General features: G+C 57.2%; 12 protein-coding genes. 6 read left to right on the forward strand and 6 right to left on the reverse strand.

Annotated features, from left to right (window positions below; translation table 11 throughout):
- Window positions 1–98: 98 nt before the first annotated feature.
- The 3 genes from gltX to LW884_01250 all read left to right on the forward strand — a co-directional run bounded on the left by gltX (window position 99) and on the right by LW884_01250 (window position 2,793).
- The gene (gene gltX, locus LW884_01240; protein ID MCE3006960.1) at window positions 99–1,622 is read left to right on the forward strand and encodes a glutamate--tRNA ligase; all 1,524 of its coding nucleotides are present in this window, start codon (window positions 99–101) and stop codon (window positions 1,620–1,622) included.
- A gap of 52 nt (window positions 1,623–1,674) precedes the next feature.
- Window positions 1,675–2,247, forward strand: coding sequence for a Crp/Fnr family transcriptional regulator (locus LW884_01245; GenBank protein MCE3006961.1), 573 nt, complete (start codon window positions 1,675–1,677; stop codon window positions 2,245–2,247).
- 192 nt (window positions 2,248–2,439) lie between these two features.
- A complete protein-coding gene (locus LW884_01250) occupies window positions 2,440–2,793 on the forward strand; it encodes a nuclear transport factor 2 family protein (GenBank protein MCE3006962.1) in 354 nt (117 codons plus the stop codon).
- Window positions 2,794–3,075: 282 nt separating this feature from the next.
- On the opposite strand, the gene LW884_01255 is transcribed toward LW884_01250, so the two are convergent.
- From LW884_01255 to lysS, 4 genes are all read right to left on the reverse strand, one after another.
- The gene (locus tag LW884_01255) at window positions 3,076–4,131 is read right to left on the reverse strand and encodes a beta-lactamase family protein (protein MCE3006963.1); all 1,056 of its coding nucleotides are present in this window, start codon (window positions 4,129–4,131) and stop codon (window positions 3,076–3,078) included.
- 53 nt (window positions 4,132–4,184) lie between these two features.
- Window positions 4,185–5,222, reverse strand: a complete 1,038-nt coding sequence (gene dusB / locus LW884_01260; GenBank protein MCE3006964.1) for a tRNA dihydrouridine synthase DusB — start codon at window positions 5,220–5,222, stop codon at window positions 4,185–4,187.
- 210 nt (window positions 5,223–5,432) lie between these two features.
- On the reverse strand, window positions 5,433–7,481 hold the full coding sequence (locus LW884_01265) for a DUF349 domain-containing protein (GenBank protein ID MCE3006965.1): 2,049 nt from the start codon (window positions 7,479–7,481) through the stop codon (window positions 5,433–5,435).
- A 40-nt stretch (window positions 7,482–7,521) separates the two neighbouring features.
- Entirely contained in the window at window positions 7,522–9,279 is a 1,758-nt protein-coding gene (gene lysS, locus LW884_01270) for a lysine--tRNA ligase (GenBank protein ID MCE3006966.1), read from the reverse strand.
- A gap of 294 nt (window positions 9,280–9,573) precedes the next feature.
- Here lysS and LW884_01275 point away from each other — a divergent pair, with 294 nt between their 5' ends.
- Together LW884_01275 and LW884_01280 are read left to right on the forward strand one after the other, a co-directional pair.
- Entirely contained in the window at window positions 9,574–11,214 is a 1,641-nt protein-coding gene (locus LW884_01275; GenBank protein ID MCE3006967.1) for an acyl-CoA carboxylase subunit beta, read from the forward strand.
- A gap of 173 nt (window positions 11,215–11,387) precedes the next feature.
- Window positions 11,388–14,600 carry a UvrD-helicase domain-containing protein gene (locus LW884_01280; protein ID MCE3006968.1) on the forward strand — a complete coding sequence of 1,071 codons (3,213 nt, stop codon included), beginning with the start codon at window positions 11,388–11,390 and terminating at the stop codon, window positions 14,598–14,600.
- Here LW884_01280 and LW884_01285 read toward each other — a convergent pair.
- Together LW884_01285 and LW884_01290 are read right to left on the reverse strand one after the other, a co-directional pair.
- Complete coding sequence (locus tag LW884_01285) at window positions 14,557–15,849, reverse strand: hypothetical protein (protein ID MCE3006969.1); 1,293 nt, start codon at window positions 15,847–15,849, stop codon at window positions 14,557–14,559. The two genes, LW884_01280 and LW884_01285, sit on opposite strands and share 44 nt — an antisense overlap.
- 313 nt (window positions 15,850–16,162) lie before the next feature.
- The gene (locus tag LW884_01290) at window positions 16,163–17,971 is read right to left on the reverse strand and encodes a SpoIIE family protein phosphatase (GenBank protein ID MCE3006970.1); all 1,809 of its coding nucleotides are present in this window, start codon (window positions 17,969–17,971) and stop codon (window positions 16,163–16,165) included.
- 191 nt (window positions 17,972–18,162) lie between these two features.
- Between LW884_01290 and LW884_01295 the strand changes: the two genes are divergently transcribed.
- A partial coding sequence (locus tag LW884_01295) for an N-acetyltransferase (GenBank protein MCE3006971.1) occupies window positions 18,163–18,432 on the forward strand: 270 nt, incomplete at its 3' end.

Raw genomic sequence — 18,432 nt, forward strand, 5'->3', positions numbered from 1 at the left:
GGCCAACAAGCATAAACTCGCAGGTGGCAACGTGTGACCAAAATACCGCACTCACGGTAATTGCCGCCAGCTAGGGCCAAATGGTGTATCTTTGCACCATGTCCGTACGAGTTCGTTTTGCCCCTAGCCCCACCGGCCCCCTGCACGTGGGGGGTGTGCGCACCGCGCTGTTCAACTACCTGTTTGCCCGCCACCACGGGGGCGAGTTCCTCCTCCGTATCGAGGATACGGACCAAACCCGCTATGTGCCCGGTGCCGAGGCATACATCCTGGAGGCACTGGCCTGGTGCGGCATTACGGCAGATTATGGCCCACACACACCCGAGGGGCCAGATGCCCCCTACCGCCAGAGTGAGCGCAAGCCCATGTATAGGCAGTATGCCGAGCAACTGGTGCAGGCGGGCTATGCCTACTACGCCTTCGACACCCCCGAGCAGCTGGAGCAAATGCGCGAAAATGCCAGCCAAGCCGGCATGAAAAACTGGCAGTACAACGCCATAACCCGCCAGAGCATGCAGAATAGCCTGACCCTGCCTGCCGACGAGGTGCAGCGCCGCCTGCAGGCCGGAGACCACTACGTGGTGCGCATGGCCATGCCCCGCCACGAGGAGATCCGCTTTGAAGACGCTGTGCGCGGCTGGGTAACCGTGCAGACCAACCAGATAGATGACAAGGTGCTGATGAAGGCCGACGGCATGCCCACCTACCACCTGGCCAATGTGGTAGACGACCACCTGATGCGCATAACCCACGTAATACGGGGTGAGGAGTGGCTGCCCAGTGCCCCCCTGCACGTGTATATGTACCAGTGTTTCGGCTGGCAGCGCCCCATTTTTGCCCACTTGCCCCTGCTACTCAGCCCCGATGGAAAGGGTAAGCTGAGTAAGCGCGATGGAGACAAGCACGGCTTCCCCATCTTCCCGCTAGACTGGCGAAACCCCGAGACCGGCGAGACCGCCAAGGGCTACCGCGAGGCCGGCTACCTGCCCGAGGCGTTCATAAACTTCCTGGCCCTACTGGGCTGGCACCCTAGCGACGACCGAGAAATCTTCAGCATGAAAGAACTGATTGAGCTTTTCTCGCTCGAGCGGGTGGGGAAGAGCGGCGTGAAGTTTGACAAAGCAAAGAGCGTATGGTTCAATGCCACCTATCTGCGCCAGCAGGCACCCGAGGCCCTACTACCCCTGCTGAAACAGCAGCTGGCGGCCGAGGGGCTACCCAGCCCCACCGATGAGCTGCTGCTGGCACTGCTACCCGGCCTGCAAGAGCGAGCCGAGTACCTGACAGACCTGGCCCCGCTGGCACGCCCCTATGTGCAGGCACCCGCTGTGTATGATGCCGAGCTGATAGCCAGCAAATGGAAGCCCGAAGCCAGCCCCTTCCTAGCCGGACTGCTGCCTAGCCTGGAGGCACATGCCGACTGGACAGAGCCCAGCCTGGAGGCCCTGGTAAAGGAGGCCATAGCACAGGCGGGCCTGGGCCTGGGCAAGGTAATGCCCGCCCTGCGCATAGCCCTCACCAACACCACTCAGGGGCCGGAGTTGTTCCGCATATTCGAGCTACTGGGTAAGGACGAAACGCTGAGGCGGCTGCGCCACGCCCTAAGTGCTGTGGCCGTGTAGAGCAGCCTGTCGTTCCCCCCCACCGGGGCTGGGGGAACGCCACTTTGATCCTATGGAGACACTACGCGCCCATATAGAGCAGCAAGTATCCTTTACCGCTGCAGACTGGGACATTCTGCAGCCCTACCTGAAGCGGCGCACCTACCTGAAGCGGCAATACCTGCTACAGGCAGGCGATGTATGCCAGTACGAATCATTCATTGTGCGGGGCTGCATGCGGGCTTTCCAGGTGGATGCAAGGGGGCATGAGGCCGTGCTACAGTTCGGCATAGAAAACTGGTGGATTGCCGACCTGAACAGCTATCTAACAGGTGAGCCTGCACGCTTTCATGTAGAAGTGCTAGAGGATAGCGAGGTGATACAGATAGACCGTACCGACCTGGAAACCATATATACCCGCATACCGGTGCTGGAGAGCTACTTCCGGCGGCTATTTCAAAAAGGGTTTGCGGCTGCCCAGCTCCGCCTTATCGATATGATTACCCACAGTGCGCTGGACCGCTACCAGCAGTTTCTGCGGCAGTACCCCACACTCAGCCAGCGTATCCCACAGCGGCACATAGCGGCTTACCTGGGCATCACCCCCGAGCACCTGAGTAAAATCCGCCAGCAGCTACGTAGTTAGGGGAGCACGCCCCCCATGTGGGATTTTCGCAAGGACGATATTGAAACGGTAAGCTACTGTTCGCGATAGTTGCCCCCCGCCAGGGCCTGGGCCAAAGATAGGTTTAGGAGTTTTATTAATCCACGTTAATGTGTGGGGGTGCAGGCCGCTGCATCTTTGTATCATCACATTTTACTTAAATTCTAAAAAGTCATGAGTACGATCAAAGAAAAAGTAGCCCAGCTAAACCAGATGATCCTAGGCGGCCAGATCATGGAAGCCTTCGAGCAGTTTTACCACCCTGAGGTAAGGATGCAGGAGAACGATGCCCCCATAGTAGAAGGAAAGGATGCAAACCGTGAGCGCGAGAAGGACTTTGTTTCCAAGATTATCGAGTTCCGTGGAGCCGAGGTGAAAGAGGTAGCCGTAGGCCCCGAAAGCAGCATGGTTGTTTGGCACTACGACTTTACCCATGCCGACTATGGCGTGCGAAATTACACCCAGGTATGCCTACAGGACTGGAAGGATGGCCGGATCATTAGCGAGCGGTTTATCTATGTAAACTAAGGCCTGTAAGCTTGCCCTTTCATCTTCATCTAGCATTCAGGGCCCTGTATTGCTGATATATACCATACAGTGTGTGTATAACGCCCCTATTCCGGTTCGGAAGGGGCTTTTTTTGCCGTTTCTCCCCCCATTTTAGAGCCATTATGTAAGCTTATACCCAAATTTAGGGGAGAAAAATCGGGGATAGCCCTGATTTTCAATGGTGTATAGAGCATTATGAATAGGGAAACACAGGGCGCTTGGACGTACTTTCCATATTAAAAATGTCAAATTCATAAATTTCTAGGCCCTATTGCTTAACAATATCTTTGTCAATCTTAGCATAATTCTGAATGAGGTACTTGGATTATAAATCTGATTGACAGTACCTGTAATGGATAAATTTTCTTTCGGACTATAAAATGCCAATGCTCCAGATAGTCCCGAGTGTCCAATAAAATAGGGCATTGTTCGAAATGGGTCAAATAAAATTGGAAGTTGAAATTTTTGCAAGCCAACCCCCGATTTAATCGGGAAGAAAATTGAATTCCACTGCTGTAGCTCTTCTATGTATGAACGTGGAAACAACTCCCCATTAAAGAATGACCTAAGAAATATTAATAGCTCTTTAGAGGTAGATACGATCCCCCCGTCTGGGCCGAAGGAGCTCATTTCCTTGAATATACGCAGAATGTTTGACTTATAGTAGAAAGGTATGGGAGTCAGATCTGTTTCATCGGTGTACAAGTAAGTTTGGGTTAGCTCAAGCGGATTAAAAATAATTTCTTGACAGCTATGTTCGAAACTACTTCCTGTTATTTCCTCTATTATAGCAGACAAAAGTTGAAAATTTGTATCTGAGTAATGAGCCATTTTTCTCTTTCCAGGAGCAAATTTTTGCCTCATTTCCTTTGATCTCTCTATTGCCTCCTCTCTTGTCCAGCTCTGATCATTCCCCTTCTTTAGCTCACTTTCCAGACAGTATCCTGTGCTCATTTTCCCCTGGAAATAATCTGGTATTCCGGATGTATGTGCGAGCAGGTTTCTTATGCTGATTTCGGGCACATAATTACACCCATTCATTGTGTGTAAGTTCAGCAGCATGTCTGCACTCAGGATATTTTGTATTTTTTGTTCTAACTCAAGCCGACCCTTGAACCTTAAATTTAGAATGATGGCCAGGGTAAATAGTTTGGTTACGCTGGCTACAAAAAAAGACGTATTGCTATTAAGATTGCCTGATTGCCCCAGCCATGTTTCTCCAGCATGATCTATGGCAAAGGAGGTTCCAAAAACATGCGGAGCACCTGTGGCTTTGTCCAGAACGGCCTGTAGGAGGGCTTCCTTTTTGCTATTCATAACATAAAAAGGCTATCCTCTGGCAGAAACAGTCTGGGAGATGTACGGCATAACTACCAATTCAATGAGATCTCAGACGTCAGTTCATAGTCATCCGCATGAGATGCTTTCAGGTTCAGCTCTGCTATCTCGCTTAGCAGACCGAACACCTGCTGCGGGTCCTCAGCTTCCACCAGGCGCGTGCGCCAGGGCTTGAAGTGCGCCAGGCCTTTGAAGTAGTTGGCATAGTGGCGGCGCATTTCATACAGGCCCACACGTTCCCCCTTCCAGCGCAGGCTTTGTTCCAGGTGGGTGCGCACCACGGCCACCCGCTCGGCCAGGCTGGGGGGGGGCAGTAGCTGGCCGGTGGCCAGGTAGTGCTTGATCTCGCGAAAAATCCAGGGGTAGCCTATGGCCGCGCGGCCTATCATCAGCCCATCGGGCCCATACTGCTGCAGATACTGCTGTGCCTTCTGCGGGCTGTCTATGTCGCCATTGCCAAAAATGGGGATCTCTATATCGGGGTGCTGCTTCACCCGCTGGATCCAGCTCCAGTCGGCTGTGCCCTTATACATCTGGGCCCGTGTACGGGCGTGGATACTCAAGGCCTGTATACCCGCATCCTGCAGGCGCAGGGCTACCTCTACAATACGTATGGAGTCTTGGTCCCAGCCCAGACGCGTCTTTACGGTTACAGGCAGCGCTGTGGAACGCACGATCTCGCGCGTCAGGGCCTCCATCTTCTCCGGCTCCCTCAGTATGGCGGCCCCAGCCCCCTTACACACCACCTTCTTCACCGGGCAGCCAAAGTTGATGTCAATTATGTCTGGCTGTGTTTTTTCTACAATGGCCGTGGCCTCTCGCATGCTTTCCAGCTCGGCACCAAATATCTGTATGCCCACGGGGCGCTCTTGCTCATAGATGTCCAGCTTCTGCAAGCTCTTGGCGGCATCGCGTATCAACCCCTCGCTACTGATAAACTCGGTGTACAACAAGTCTGCCCCCTGCTGCTTGCACACGGCACGAAAGGGTGGGTCGCTCACATCCTCCATGGGGGCCAGCAGCAGCGGCTGTGGCGGCAGCTGTACGGGGCCTATCTGTACCGGCTTCATACCACAAAGATACGGCAGAATGCAGTACTCATAGGGCTGGCATGCCCATGCAAGAAATAAGCTGGCATAAGATGGTACTGCTTATCACACACGAATCAACGCATAGACACTTGCGTGCCAACTTACGCCAAACTCATGACACTATCTCCCCCCTTAGCCGGACTATGTTGCTGTGGCTCCGTATTGTCGGACACGCAGGTTAGGTGCGCACTACGAGCGCGCCATTCGCTTCAGCACCTTGAACTCCTTATCCAGCTTGGCCCTTTTCTTTTCAGCCTGCTCTATTTTCTGCTGGATATCGGCCCGCAGTGGGTCGCCCTTCTTGCCTTTGGCAATAAAGAGGATATTGTTTTGATACTGCTGGATCTCCTCCTCCAGTTCGCGTAACAGGCGGCTCATGCGCTTGTATTCTCGGTCGAGTGCCTCTTCACCCTGGTCGTTTCGGATGGAGAGAAACTTGCTTTCTTGCTGGATTTTAGCAAGCTGGCTAGCATCTTCCACTACTAGACTCAGGTATTGATTCCAGGCAGCCTGCCACTTGGCGGCCATTTTGCCTGCTGCTCTTCGTGGCACGTCGCCTATAGCAGCGTAGGCCTTCTGTATATCCTCTGCCGCCAGTCGTAGCACTGCTTTGGTGGCCTCGTCCATATTTTCGGGCTGCTGTGTCAGCAGGGCCTCCAGTTTGGCCAGTTCTGCCGTCTTTCGTTCCAGGTTCTGCTCCTCCTGCTCCAGGGCGGCCTTGTGTCGGTTTTTCAGGCGTGTGAAGAAGGTGTCGCAGGCATGCCGAAACCTTTTCTGCGGTTTGCGCGCCTCCTTATAGGTGTCGGGGCCGGTCTGCTTCCAGTCGTGCTGTAGTTTTTTCAGGGTCTCTATTGTCGGCTCCCAGTCTTCACTGTCCTTTAGGGCATCGGCCTGCGTTGCCAGCTCTTCCTTGCGCTTCACCAGCTCCGCCCGTTTATCGTCTATGGACTTATAGAAAGTGCTTTTGGCATCAAAGAAGGCATTTACCTCCTTCTTGAAGCGGCGATTCAGCTCGGCATTTACTTCCTTGGGGGCTGGGCCATGGGCAAACCACTGCTCTTGCAGGGCCTTCAGCTCTTCGGTAGCCTGCTGCCAGGCGGTAGCATCCTCGCTGCTGAAGTGGGCATAAAGCTGCACCTGCTCCAGCATTTGCGCTTTCAGGTCCTGGTTGTGCTCCCGCAGTTCGTCTCGGGTAGTATAGAAGCGGCGGCGGGCTTCGTAAAACTGGTTGTTAGCAGCCTTGAACGCCTCCCATACAGGTTCAGACTCCTTCCGGGGTACAGGGCCAAGGGCCTTCCATTCTGCGTGCAGTGCGTTCACGCGGTCGGTTCTGGTGCTCCAGTAGGTAGGGTCCAGGGCTTGCTCGTCTGTGGGCTTGCCTAGCTGCTGCAGCGTTTGTATAAGGGCCTGCTTCTGCTCCAGGTTCACCCGGCGGTCCTGGTCTACCAGTTCCATATAGTTGCTGCGCAGGCTGTAGAACTGGTCTAACAGGGCCTTGTAGCTCTCGTTTATTTCCTCGGCCTTGAATGGGACTACGGGGCCAAGGGCTTTCCATTTCTGCTGGATGGCCTGCACCTCCTTGCTCATGCGGGCATCTTCCTTTAGCACCAGGGCACGCAATTCGGCTAGCAGGGCTTCCTTCTGGACGGTGCTTTCCTCACGCGATTTCCGGTCGGTTTCTTCAAAACTCCCTTTTGCCTTATTGAAGGTACCCATGGCCTCGCTAAAGCGGAAGCTGAGATCCGACACCTCTTGTTTTTCTGCCTGTCCGGCCTTGTCTTCGGGGCTTACCTCCTTCAGGCGCGCCAGCTCGGCGGCATAGCGGGTGTCAAACTGCTTCTTCAGTTGGCCCGCGTGGCGCACCCGGTTCCGGCTGAGGGGTTCTCCTGCTATTACCTCCATAAGCAGGCCGAGTTCCTTCAGGCTGCTCTGTGCAATGGCTTCGCCGAAGTCTTTGCTATTGAGCGAAAGCGTGCTGATGAGTACGGCGCGAAACTGGCGCTCGCCCTCGCGCTTCATGCGCAGGCGCTCTTTCTCTTCTGCCGCTTCCCCATCCTCGGCCTCATCTGGCTCTTGGGCCACGGCTTGTTGGGCTTGCCCAGCCAGGGGTTGGGTCGGCATTGCCTCCGGGCCTTGTTCCCCATCCTTGGCCAAGGGCGCTACTGGCACGCCTGCCTCTTCCTGCTCTTCGTGCGCACCCACCTTCGGGTCTACCACTTCTTCTTGCTTCTCAGCCATCAGTTCACAACTTCGTCTACCTTTCACAAATATAGCCAAATCAGTACGGATTTGTCCACTTCGCCACCTCCTGTGCCGTAATGGGTGGCAGTTTTTCGTCTTGCCTGGCGCCGATGGCCTGCAGGCGCTCGAATAGTAACTGCGGATCCTGGGCCTTTAGATCCTCATAGGTGTTCACATCCAACGCGTGCAGCAGCTTTACCCAGGCAAAGGGGATATGCAGATTCTCGGCAAACTCCAGGTTAATGGGCGTGTGATGATCGCGCTGCGGGCGCATTTGTGGGAAAAAGAGCACGTCCTGTATGCTTGCACTATTTGTCAGGATCATGGCCAGGCGGTCTATGCCCATGCCCAGGCCTGCAGTGGGGGGCATTCCATACTCCAGCGCACGCAGGAAGTCTTCGTCCAGCATCATAGCCTCCTCGTCTCCCAGATCCCGCAGCAGCAGTTGCTTCTCAAAACGCTCGCGCTGATCTATGGGGTCGTTCAGCTCGCTGTAGGCATTACACACCTCCTTACCGTTGCAGATCAGTTCAAAGCGCTCCACCAAACCCGCCTCTGTGCGGTGTTTCTTGGCCAGGGGGCTCATTTCTATGGGATAGTCCATAATAAAGGTGGGCTGGATCAGCAGGGGTTCCACCTTTTCGCCAAAAATTTCATCAATCAGCTTGGCGCGATCCTTGGCTTCACTTACGTCTACGCCCATCTGCTCGGCTGCCTGGCGCATGTGAGCCTCATCCAGGTGGCGGATGTCCACCCCCGTGTATTGCTGGATGGCATCGTATAGGCTAAGGCGCTGAAAGGCAGGGCCAAAATCGATGACGTGATCGCCCACGGGCAGGGCCGTCTTGCCATGTATGGCCAGGGCCGCCTGCCGGATCATATCCTCTGCCAGGTCCATCATCCACAGGTAGTCTTTGTAGGCCACATATAGCTCCACCTGGGTAAACTCGGGGTTGTGAAAGCGGCTCATCCCCTCGTTCCGAAAGTCTTTGGCAAACTCAAAAACCCCGTCGTAGCCCCCTACAATTAAGCGCTTTAGGTACAGCTCGTTCGCGATCCGCAGGTAGAGCTTCATATCCAGCGTATTGTGGTGCGTTACGAACGGACGGGCATAGGCCCCCCCATACAGGGGCTGCAGGATGGGTGTCTCCACCTCCAGGTAGCCCCGGTCTACCAGAAAGCTGCGCAAGGCCTGTATCATCTGGCTACGCTGCACAAAGGTGTCGCGCACACGGGGGTTTACCACCAGGTCCACATAGCGCATACGGTAGCGCTGCTCGGGGTCGGTAAAGGCATCGTACACCACACCGTCCTTCTCCTTGGGCAGGGGCAGGGGGCGCAGGGTCTTGCTCAGTATCCGGAACGACTGTACGTGCAGCGTAGTCTCGCCCGTCTGGGTACGGAAGGCATAGCCCTCTACGCCTATAAAGTCGCCCAGCGATAGCTGCTTCTTATAGATATCATTATACAGATCCTTATTCTCGCCCGGGCACAGCTCATCGCGGTTAAAATACAGCTGTATCCGCCCCTGGCTATCCTGTAGCACCGAGAAGCTGGCCTTGCCCATAATGCGCTTAGCCATTACCCGCCCCGCCAGGCGCACCTGCTGGTAGGCCTCGGGCTGCTCGGGATCAAAGTTCTTCAGAATATCTGTGCTGTGGTGGCTTACCGGAAAAGCCTCATTGGGATAGGGATTAATGCCCTGATTGCGCAGATACTGCACCTCCTCTCGGCGGATCTTCTCCTGCTCGCTCAGGTGGGGGGCTATATTGGGGGTATCGGTAGTTTGAGACATGCTACGATCTGGAACGCTGTAATACAATACGAAATCCGAGGGGGGAGGGGCAAAAATAGCGGGCAATGTGCTTAGTCCGTACAATCAGCCGGGTGCGGGTACCGTCGTGTCGGTATCTGCGGGTATCTGCTATTTGTCATTCCGCACCGCCGAAGACGAAAAACTGGCTCTACCCGCAAATGTAGCGCTATTTGGCAAAAGGCGGGCCGCCCTACGGGTTCTTTTGTTTCGGTTTTTGGGTTTGGCCTTTGTATTTTGCCAGCCAGATTCCAATTGATGCAACTCCCTGAAGTCATGCCCACCAAAACTGCCAAGCACGCCCCCCCCCTACCCGCCCACTATGCCGAGCTGCTGGAGCAGCTGCAGCACAAACAGGCCGAAGTAGCCCTGGGTGGAGGTGCCCAGGCGATAAAAAAGCACAAGGAAAAAGGGAAATGGACCGCCCGCGAGCGGATAGACTACCTGCTGGACGAGCCGGAAACGGCACTGGAGGTGGGCGAGCTGGCCGCAGACGGCATGTATGCCGAGGAAGGCGGATGCCCCTCGGCAGGTGTGGTGGTCAAGATCGGGCAGGTGCAGGGCCGCTGGGTGGTCATTGTGGCAAACGATGCCACCGTGAAAGCCGGAGCCTGGTTCCCCATGACAGGCAAGAAGAACCTGCGTGCCCAAGAGATAGCCATGGAAAACCGCCTGCCCATCCTGTATCTGGTAGACAGCGCGGGGGTGTACCTGCCCATGCAGGACGAGATATTTCCGGACAAGGAGCACTTTGGCCGCATTTTCCGCAACAACGCACGCATGAGCAGCATGGGCATCCCCCAGCTGGCCGCCATCATGGGCCCGTGTGTGGCCGGAGGGGCCTATCTGCCTATCATGAGCGATGAAGCCCTGATTGTAGACGGAACAGGCTCCGTATTCCTGGCTGGTAGCTACCTGGTAAAGAGCGCCATAGGCGAAGAGGTAGACAACGAGACCCTGGGCGGGGCCACCACCCACACCGAGATAAGCGGGGTGGTAGACTACAAGGTAAAAGACGACCAGGAGGCCCTGGACACCCTGAAGAACCTGGTGGGCAAGATGGGCGCCACGCCCACAGCCGGCTTTAGCCGTACAGAAGCCCGGCCACCGGCGGTACCCGCAGAGCGGGTGTTCGACCTACTGCCCACAGACCGGGCCAAACCCTACGACACCCACGAGCTGCTACAGTGCCTGGTGGATGCCGACAGCTGGGAAGAATACAAGGCTGGCTATGGCCAGACCATCCTGACCGGCTATGCACGCATAGAGGGCTGGGCGGTAGGCATTGTAGCAAACCAGCGAAAAATTGTGAAAACGGCCAAAGGCGAGATGCAGTTTGGTGGCGTAATCTATAGCGACAGTGCCGATAAGGCCGCCCGCTTTGTGATGAACTGCAACCAGAAGCGCATTCCGCTGGTCTTTCTGCACGATGCCACCGGCTTTATGGTGGGTAGCCGCAGCGAGCACGGCGGAATCATCAAGGATGGGGCTAAAATGGTGAATGCCGTGGCCAATAGCGTGGTGCCCAAGTTCAGCATTGTCGTGGGCAATAGCTACGGGGCTGCCAACTATGCCATGTGCGGCAAGGCCTACGATCCCCGCCTGATCTATGCCTGGCCTACGGCCCAGATAGCCGTAATGGGCGGTATGCAGGCCGCTAAAACCCTGCTGCAGATACAGGTAGCAGCCCTGAAAAAGAAAGGCGAAACCATTACCCCGGAAACCGAGCAGGAACTGCTACAAAAGATAAGCCGCGCCTACGAGGCACAGACCAGCCCCTACTACGCCGCCGCCCGCCTGTGGGTAGACGGCATCATAGACCCACGCGCCACACGCCACCACCTGAGCGTAGGCATAGCCCTGGCCAACCAGAACCCGGATATACCACCCTACAGTACGGGTGTGATACAAACCTAGCCCCTAGCCGGGCCCGGCAAGGGCACAACCCCCAAACAGCGGGCTGGATGGGGCCTGCACGGCAAGCCCGGGGCCTTGAAAACCCCCGGGTTTATGCGCATATTTGTTCAGGATCGACACCCCCGGGCAGAGCGGCCTGCGCGCCTGCCGTACATCGTTCAAGATATACCCTCGTGCCCCTTACCCTCTACAAAGCCAGTGCCGGCAGTGGAAAAACCTACACCCTGGCACTCAGATGGCTACAGCTGGCCCTACAGTACCCAGATGCCTGGCAGCACATTCTCGCCATTACTTTTACCAAAAAAGCCACGGCCGAGATAAAGACCCGACTGCTACGTGTTGTTACCCTGGTGGCCTACCACCAGGAGCCCGACCGGCTGGCCCGCCTGCTAGACAGACCTGCAGCCGAAGCCGAAAGCCTGAGGAAAGAGGCCGAAAGCCTGATACGCAAGCTGGAAATCCCGCCCCAGGCTCCCGGCGAAACACTGGCAGACCCGGGTAGAAGGCTGCTGCATGCCCTGCTACACCGCTACCATCGGCTAGGCGTTAGCACCATCGATAGCCTGTTTCAGCGCATCGTGTACGCCTACGAGCGCGAGCTGGGCCTGCCGCTGGGGCGCGAGGTGCTGATAGAGCTGGACCTGCTGGGCGAGCAGCTGGCCGATGAACTGCTACGCCAGCTGCTGCCTGCTACCCCCCTGCATGGCCGCCTACTCAGGTACGCCCTGCACCGCCTGGAGGAAAAAAAGAACTGGGAACTGCGCCACCAGCTGCTGGCACTCATCATGCGGCAGCTGGACAGCAAGGCGGTACCCTACCTGGAGCAGGTGCTGCCCCATGCCGCCCAGCTGCCCACCTATGTGCAGGCCAATGAGGCCCGCCTGGCCCAGCTAGAGGGCCAGCTGCAAGCCCTGGGCCAGCAGGGGCTGGCACGCTTGCAGGCGCATGGGCTGGAGGTTTCTCATTTCAGCTATGGCAAAAGTGGTGCCGCCCAGTGGTTTCACCGCCTCGCCCAGCAGCCCCTCCAGCTGGATGGGCATGAGGGCAGAGAACGGCTGAAGCAAGCCGTAGCGTGCGGAACGGCGGAAGGATTTTACGCCAAACAACAGACCAATGAGATCAGGCAGCGCATAGAGGCCGCCCTGGAAGATGGCCTGTACGACCTCTTTGCCCAGATGCTGGCGCTGCTGGAGGGGCACGTGCTGCGGGAATACCTCACCCGAAAGCACCTGCAGAAAGAGCTGTATGAGCTACAGCTACAGGTCGATATTGCCGAGTTTTGGAAAGCCTATAAAGCGCAAGCAGGCATCCAGCTGCTGGGCGATGCCGAACAGCAGATAGCCCGCATCCACGCCGAATCGGACCTGCCTATCCTGTACGAACGCCTGGGCGACCGCTACCGGCATATCCTGCTCGACGAGTTTCAGGATACCAGTGAGCAGCAGTGGGCCAACCTGCTGCCCCTGGCCGATGAGGCGCTGGGCAACCATGGCGTGGTGGTGGTGGTGGGCGATGTGAAGCAGAGCATCTACCGCTTCCGGGGCGGAGCCCCCCAGCTGCTGCAGCAGCAGCTGGGCCAAGACCTAGTGGCCTATGCGCCACAAACGATCTCCCTGAATGACAACTACCGCAGCGCCCGTGCCATCGTGCAGGTAAACAATGCACTCTGTAGGCACATACCCCAGTGTACCTACAGCAAGGCTGCTCCGGCTATCACCCAGCAGCTCTTGTCGGCCATCTATGGCAACGACGCAGCCCAAACGGCAAAGCTGGACCGAGCGGGCTATGTACACTGGAAGTTTTATCCCCTAAAGGAGGGAGAAAAGCAGGATAAAAAAGAAGCGAAAGGCGAGCGGAAGGAACAGATAGAGGCCGACTTTTTGAAACAGATACAGGCCCTGCTGGCAGCGGGCTGGCGGGGTAGCGACCTGCTGATTCTGGTAAGCAAGAACAAGGAGGCCAGCGCGGTGGTAGAGCTGCTGCACACGGCGGGCATACCGGTTTTTACCCCCGATGCCCTGCTGCTACAGCATGGGGCACAGGTGCGCCTGCTGCATGCGCTGCTAGCCTACACCCACACCCCCGCAGCCGTGCACCTGGCCGAGGCGCTGACTGCCCAGGCTGCCCTGCTGAGCCAGGCACCCGATCCGGCCCTGCTGGCCGCCCCAGTGGCAGCGCAACTGGTGGGCCTATCGCCAGGGCTGCCTGCGCTCCTGGCAGCCAACCTGCCCCCCTACACCCTGGCCATGCGGCTCTGTGCCCTGTTCGAAACCCTGGACCCCCAGCAGGATGCCTACCTGCAGCAGTATCTGCAGCTGCTGCACAGCCAACTGGGGCTACACGGGCAGCTAGCCCACTTTCTGCACTACTACGATACCGAAGGCAAGCACAAGAACAAGCTGAACCTGCCCGCCAGGCCAGAGGCCGTACAGGTGCTTACCATCCACAAGGCGAAGGGACTAGAGGCACCCGTGGTGCTGCTACCCTACGCAAACTGGGACTTCTTCGATAAATTGAGCAGCCAATCCAGCTGGGTGTCTCTTCCGCCCTCTTACGGTATTCCCTTCGCTATACCGGTGGAAGCCCAAACGAAGATAGAGCATACCGACCTGGCCGCGGCCTACGAAGAGGAAACCCTGGCTACGCTGCTAGACCAGCTGAACAAGCTGTATGTAGCCACTACACGCGCCGGCCAGCGCCTGTACGCATGGATAGAACTGCCCCAAGCAGCCGAAAAGAAAGGGAAGAAACAAAAAGAGCAGGAGCAAGCGAAAGAGCAAACTATATCCTCCAGCGGGGCACTGCTAGACCTGCTGAGCCGCCAGGAGCCCCTGGCGCAGGGCCGCAGCGAGCATGAGTTTGTGTGGGGCACTGCCGAGGCACCGCAGCGGGCAGAGGCACCCGGGGTGCCCGAGCACCCACAGCCCTACCCCATAGCCGGCAAGCAGCTGATGCCCCTACAGCAACCAACAGCAGGGGCAAACACAGAAGCCCGGCAACTGGGCGATGACCTGCACGCCGAGCTGGCCCGCCTGGCAAGCCTGCCCACCAGTGCCGTATCTGCGCCCGCCCGGGCGCTGTGGGCGCAGCTGTGGCAGCACCCAGCCCTGCAGCCCTACACCAGCTGGCGGCGGCTACCCGAGCAATGCCTGGGCTACCAGGGCCAGCTGCTACGGCCCGACCTGCTGTGCCAACAGGGTACACAGCTGGTGCTTATCGACTATAAGAGCGGGCAGCCCGATGCCGCGCACAGCCTACAGGTAGCCACCTACCGGGCTGCCCTACAGGCAGGTGGCCGGCAGGTAGTGGATGCTTTTCTGGTATACCTGGATGTGGGGCAGGCTAGGGTAACAGCGGTGCAGGCGGTGCCTGCTGCCCAGGGCTAGCCGGCGCGCCCACAGGCCTTCCTCCCTTATTCTGTGGCTGCAGGTGCGGGGCCGTGCGGATGCCATAGGGGGCGGTTACCCCACCATAGCGGCGGTACTGGCAGCGGGCTATGTGGCTGGGCAGGTTAGGCCGCTCCTCGGGGTACATGCGTATCAGTTGCTCCGTCATCCCTTTCTGGATGAAATGCTCAATCATCAGATCCTTGGTTTCGGCCTCACTCAGCAGCACCCGCTTAAATGTAACCTCGCCCTGCCGGTTGCGCCGCATGGCGGGGTCTACCGGCACAATCACGATGAGATTTCGCACCGCTGCCCGCTTCAGCTTTACAATGCGTTTCTTGCTGCTGTCGGCATCTGCCCAGCGTACCATGCGCTTTATGCGCTTGTCTATCACATAGTCTGCTATCATTACGGTTCCGTAGTCTTCGGTCTTTACCATCTGCCCGGCCGACAGGGAGGAGACTACGTTGCTCAGCTTACAGTTCTTCTTGTGGTTGCGCATCAGCATCTGCATCTGGTAGGCAGCGCGCTCCAGGTTGGTCGTGCGTTTCATACTGGGGTCGCAGGGCACACGGTACTTGTGCAGCGGGGTGTGCTTTATCTTCAGGTGGCCACAGGTAGTGCCATCCAGGCTGCGGTGCCGTATCCGCAGCTGGCGGCAGGCGGTGCCATCCAGGCTCTGGTGGCGTATACGCAGGCGGCTGCACGCAGTGCCATCCAGGCTGCGGTGCTGTATCCGCAGACGTCGGCAGGCGGTGCCATCCAGGCTCTGATGTCGTATGCGCAGGTGGCCACAGGTAGTACCATCCAGGCTGCGGTGCTGTATCCGCATACGTCGGCAGGCGGTGCCGTCCAGGCTCTGATGGCGTATACGCAGGCGGCTGCACGTAGTGCCATCCACCATACGGTGCTGTATCCGCAGCTGGCGGCAGGCGGTGCCGTCCAGACCCTGGTGGCGCACAGCCCGGCGAAGGCAGGCGGCACCATCCACCGTGCGGTGCTGTATCCGCAGCCGGCGGCCCGTGTAGCCCATGGCAGCCTTGCTGGGCCACGGCCTGCGCTTTTTTGCCCACAGCTCGCCGCCATCCCGTAGGCTGTGCCGGGTGCGCGGGGTGTATGGCTTTGCATACAGCCCACCGGGGCGATGCCTTGGGCGGCGGGGTATCCGGGAAGCTGGCGGGCTGTCCCCTTTCCGCGGGGTGGCTTCGTCGGATGAGCCCCGGAGGTAGCCACCTGCGAGCAGTCGCATTCTTTGGGGAGGGCGATAAGCGGTGCGGGTGGCGGCTGGGGGGTAGGCCTGTGCTACAGCGAGCGAGCACTCCTGGGCCGCAGACTGACAGGCTGCCGCCTGCAGCAGAGATCCCAATGCCACGAGGGCCCAGAATGTGCGCACTCCTTGCATACAATCTTCACAAAACTAACAGAATGTGGGCGAAATGCCTGACAAAACAAGACAAAAAGCTGAAAATGAGACAAAAAGGAGGGTTTTTCAATGACTTATGTGTAGCACGCTACCCCACACGCTCGAGCTCATTCCCGCCTATGCGGTATTTGCACCTGCGCTAAAACCGGATGCCAATCACCACGACGTCATCCGTCTGCTCCATATCCCCGCGCCAGTGGCGCAGCTCAGCATCCAGCAGCAGCCGCTGGTACTCCATATCCTTATCGTGTATCTCCTGCAGGAAGGTCTGAAATCGCTTGCCCTGAAATCGCTTGTTGATCTCCTCGCCTATCTGGTCCGGATAACCATCGCTGTAGATGTACACCGTGTCTCCGGCTTCCATCTCAAGGGTATGGGTGGTGTAGGACGCTACCTCTTCGATCTGGTAGCCGCCTATGCCCTGTTTATCGCCCTTTATCTCCTCTATCTCGCCGTTTGCGCGCACAATCAGCAGGGGGCGGTTGGCACCGGCATATTGTAGCTTGCCGCGCTTGGTATCTACCTGCAGCAGGGCAATATCCAGCCCATCCTGGTTCTTTCTGCGTCCGGCCTCAGTGCTCTCCGTCTCCTGCTGTAGGGCTACACGCACCCGCAGGTTTAGGTGGTACAGGATCTCATCGGGCTTGAAGATGCCCTCCAGCTCTACAATCTGCCGCAGCAGGGTGTTGGCCATGATGGTCATAAATGCCCCGGGTATACCGTGGCCGGTGCAGTCTGCCGCAGCAATGATGGCCTTGCTGAGCCTGCGGCTAAACCAGTAGAAGTCGCCGGATACAATGTCCTTGGGCTTATAGTATACCAAGCTCTGGGGGAAAGTCTTTTTAATACCCTCCAAGCTGGGCAAAAAAGCATCCTGTATGCGCCGTGCGTAGTTTATACTGGAGATGATGTCATCATTTTTCTGGCGAATCAACTCGTGGCTGCGCTCTATCTCCTCCTTCTGTGCCTTTACTTCGCGGGTACGCTCCTCCACCTTAGCCTCCATGTAGGAGTAGAGTTGTGCATTCTGTATGGCTATAGCGGCCGGGGCAGTAAGCAGGCGGAGTAGTTCCAAGCTTTCGTTACTAAAGGCGTGGGTCTTCTCGCTGTTTTCCAGGTAGAGGATGCCATAGAGCTTGCCCTGATAAATCAGCGGCGTGCAGAGTATGCTTCGGCAGAGATTTTTTCGTATGTAGGGATGACTGAGGAAGTTACCTTCCTTCAAAGCATCGTGCAGGATAATGTTCTCGCGCGTGCGCACAACATATTCTACCACCGCAGGGCATACCGGGCTGAAGTCCGATATCTCCGCCCGCCCGGTTTGGGTAGCATGTTCGGTGGGGGTGCCGCTTGCCTCTATGAATATTCGTCCATCTGCGTCCTCCATCAGGATATAACCCTTGCGGGCATCGGCATTTTCTACCACCAGGCGCATGAGCTTGTGTAGCAGCTTGTGCAGCTGTATCTCTCCTGTGATGCTCATACTGGCCCGGTGGAGCTCGGTTAGGATCCGGGCTTTTTGGGTTACCTCCTGCTGCTGGAGATAGAAGCGACTAGCCTCACGCAGGCCGAGCCCAAAAGTGATTTCGTCCAGCGGACGGTAGAAGATACGAAAGATCTTGGCAGCCTCCACCTCGTCTGCATCCAGGTTCTCGGGCCCGTCAGTTATCAGGATGCGTAGCCCATGCGGCCATTTTTCATAAGCCCGCCGCAAGTGGCGGACAGCCAACTGGTCGTTCCCGTCGCTGGACACAATGGTCATGGCAATTTCCACCCCCTCCAGCACCATTCGGTCCAGCCGGCGCAGCAGGTCGTCTGCATCTGCCGCCACTATCAGTTCATAGGCCTGCACTACGCCACCAAATAGGCCCCGCACCCGGCCCAGGCTGACACGGTCTGGCTCTACCAGCAGTATTACTGGCTTTATGATATCCGGATGATCCTCCAAGGCTTAAACTAAATAGGCGAGCACCGAAAGCAACTACGCAAGGTACGCATAAGCGTTACAGACGCAATTGAGAAAAGATAAAACCAAGAGAAGTAATCGTGCTAGCGGCTCTAACCAAATATTAGGCATATTTGTACCCGGACGCGGCCGTATCAAGCTACAAGGGCCGTGGCGGTGTGTATTTGCTGTATATGAGCGCAAACGAAACCCTTATTCACCCTACCGCGCTGGTAGACCCTGGAGCCCGGATCGGCAAGAACGTGCGGATAGGTCCGTTCACAATCATCCACCGCAACGTGGAGTTGGGCGACAATACGGTAGTGGGCTCGCACTGCGAGCTAGGCCACCCCTCGCACGACCCAGCCTACTCGGGGCCTCTGGTTATTGGGGCAAATAGCCTCATTCGCTCCTATAGCATGTTTTACGAGGGATCAACCTTTGGAGAAGGGCTGATAACGGGA

Source organism: Bacteroidota bacterium, assembly GCA_021300195.1.
Lineage (GTDB): Bacteria > Bacteroidota > Bacteroidia > J057 > JAJTIE01 > JAJTIE01.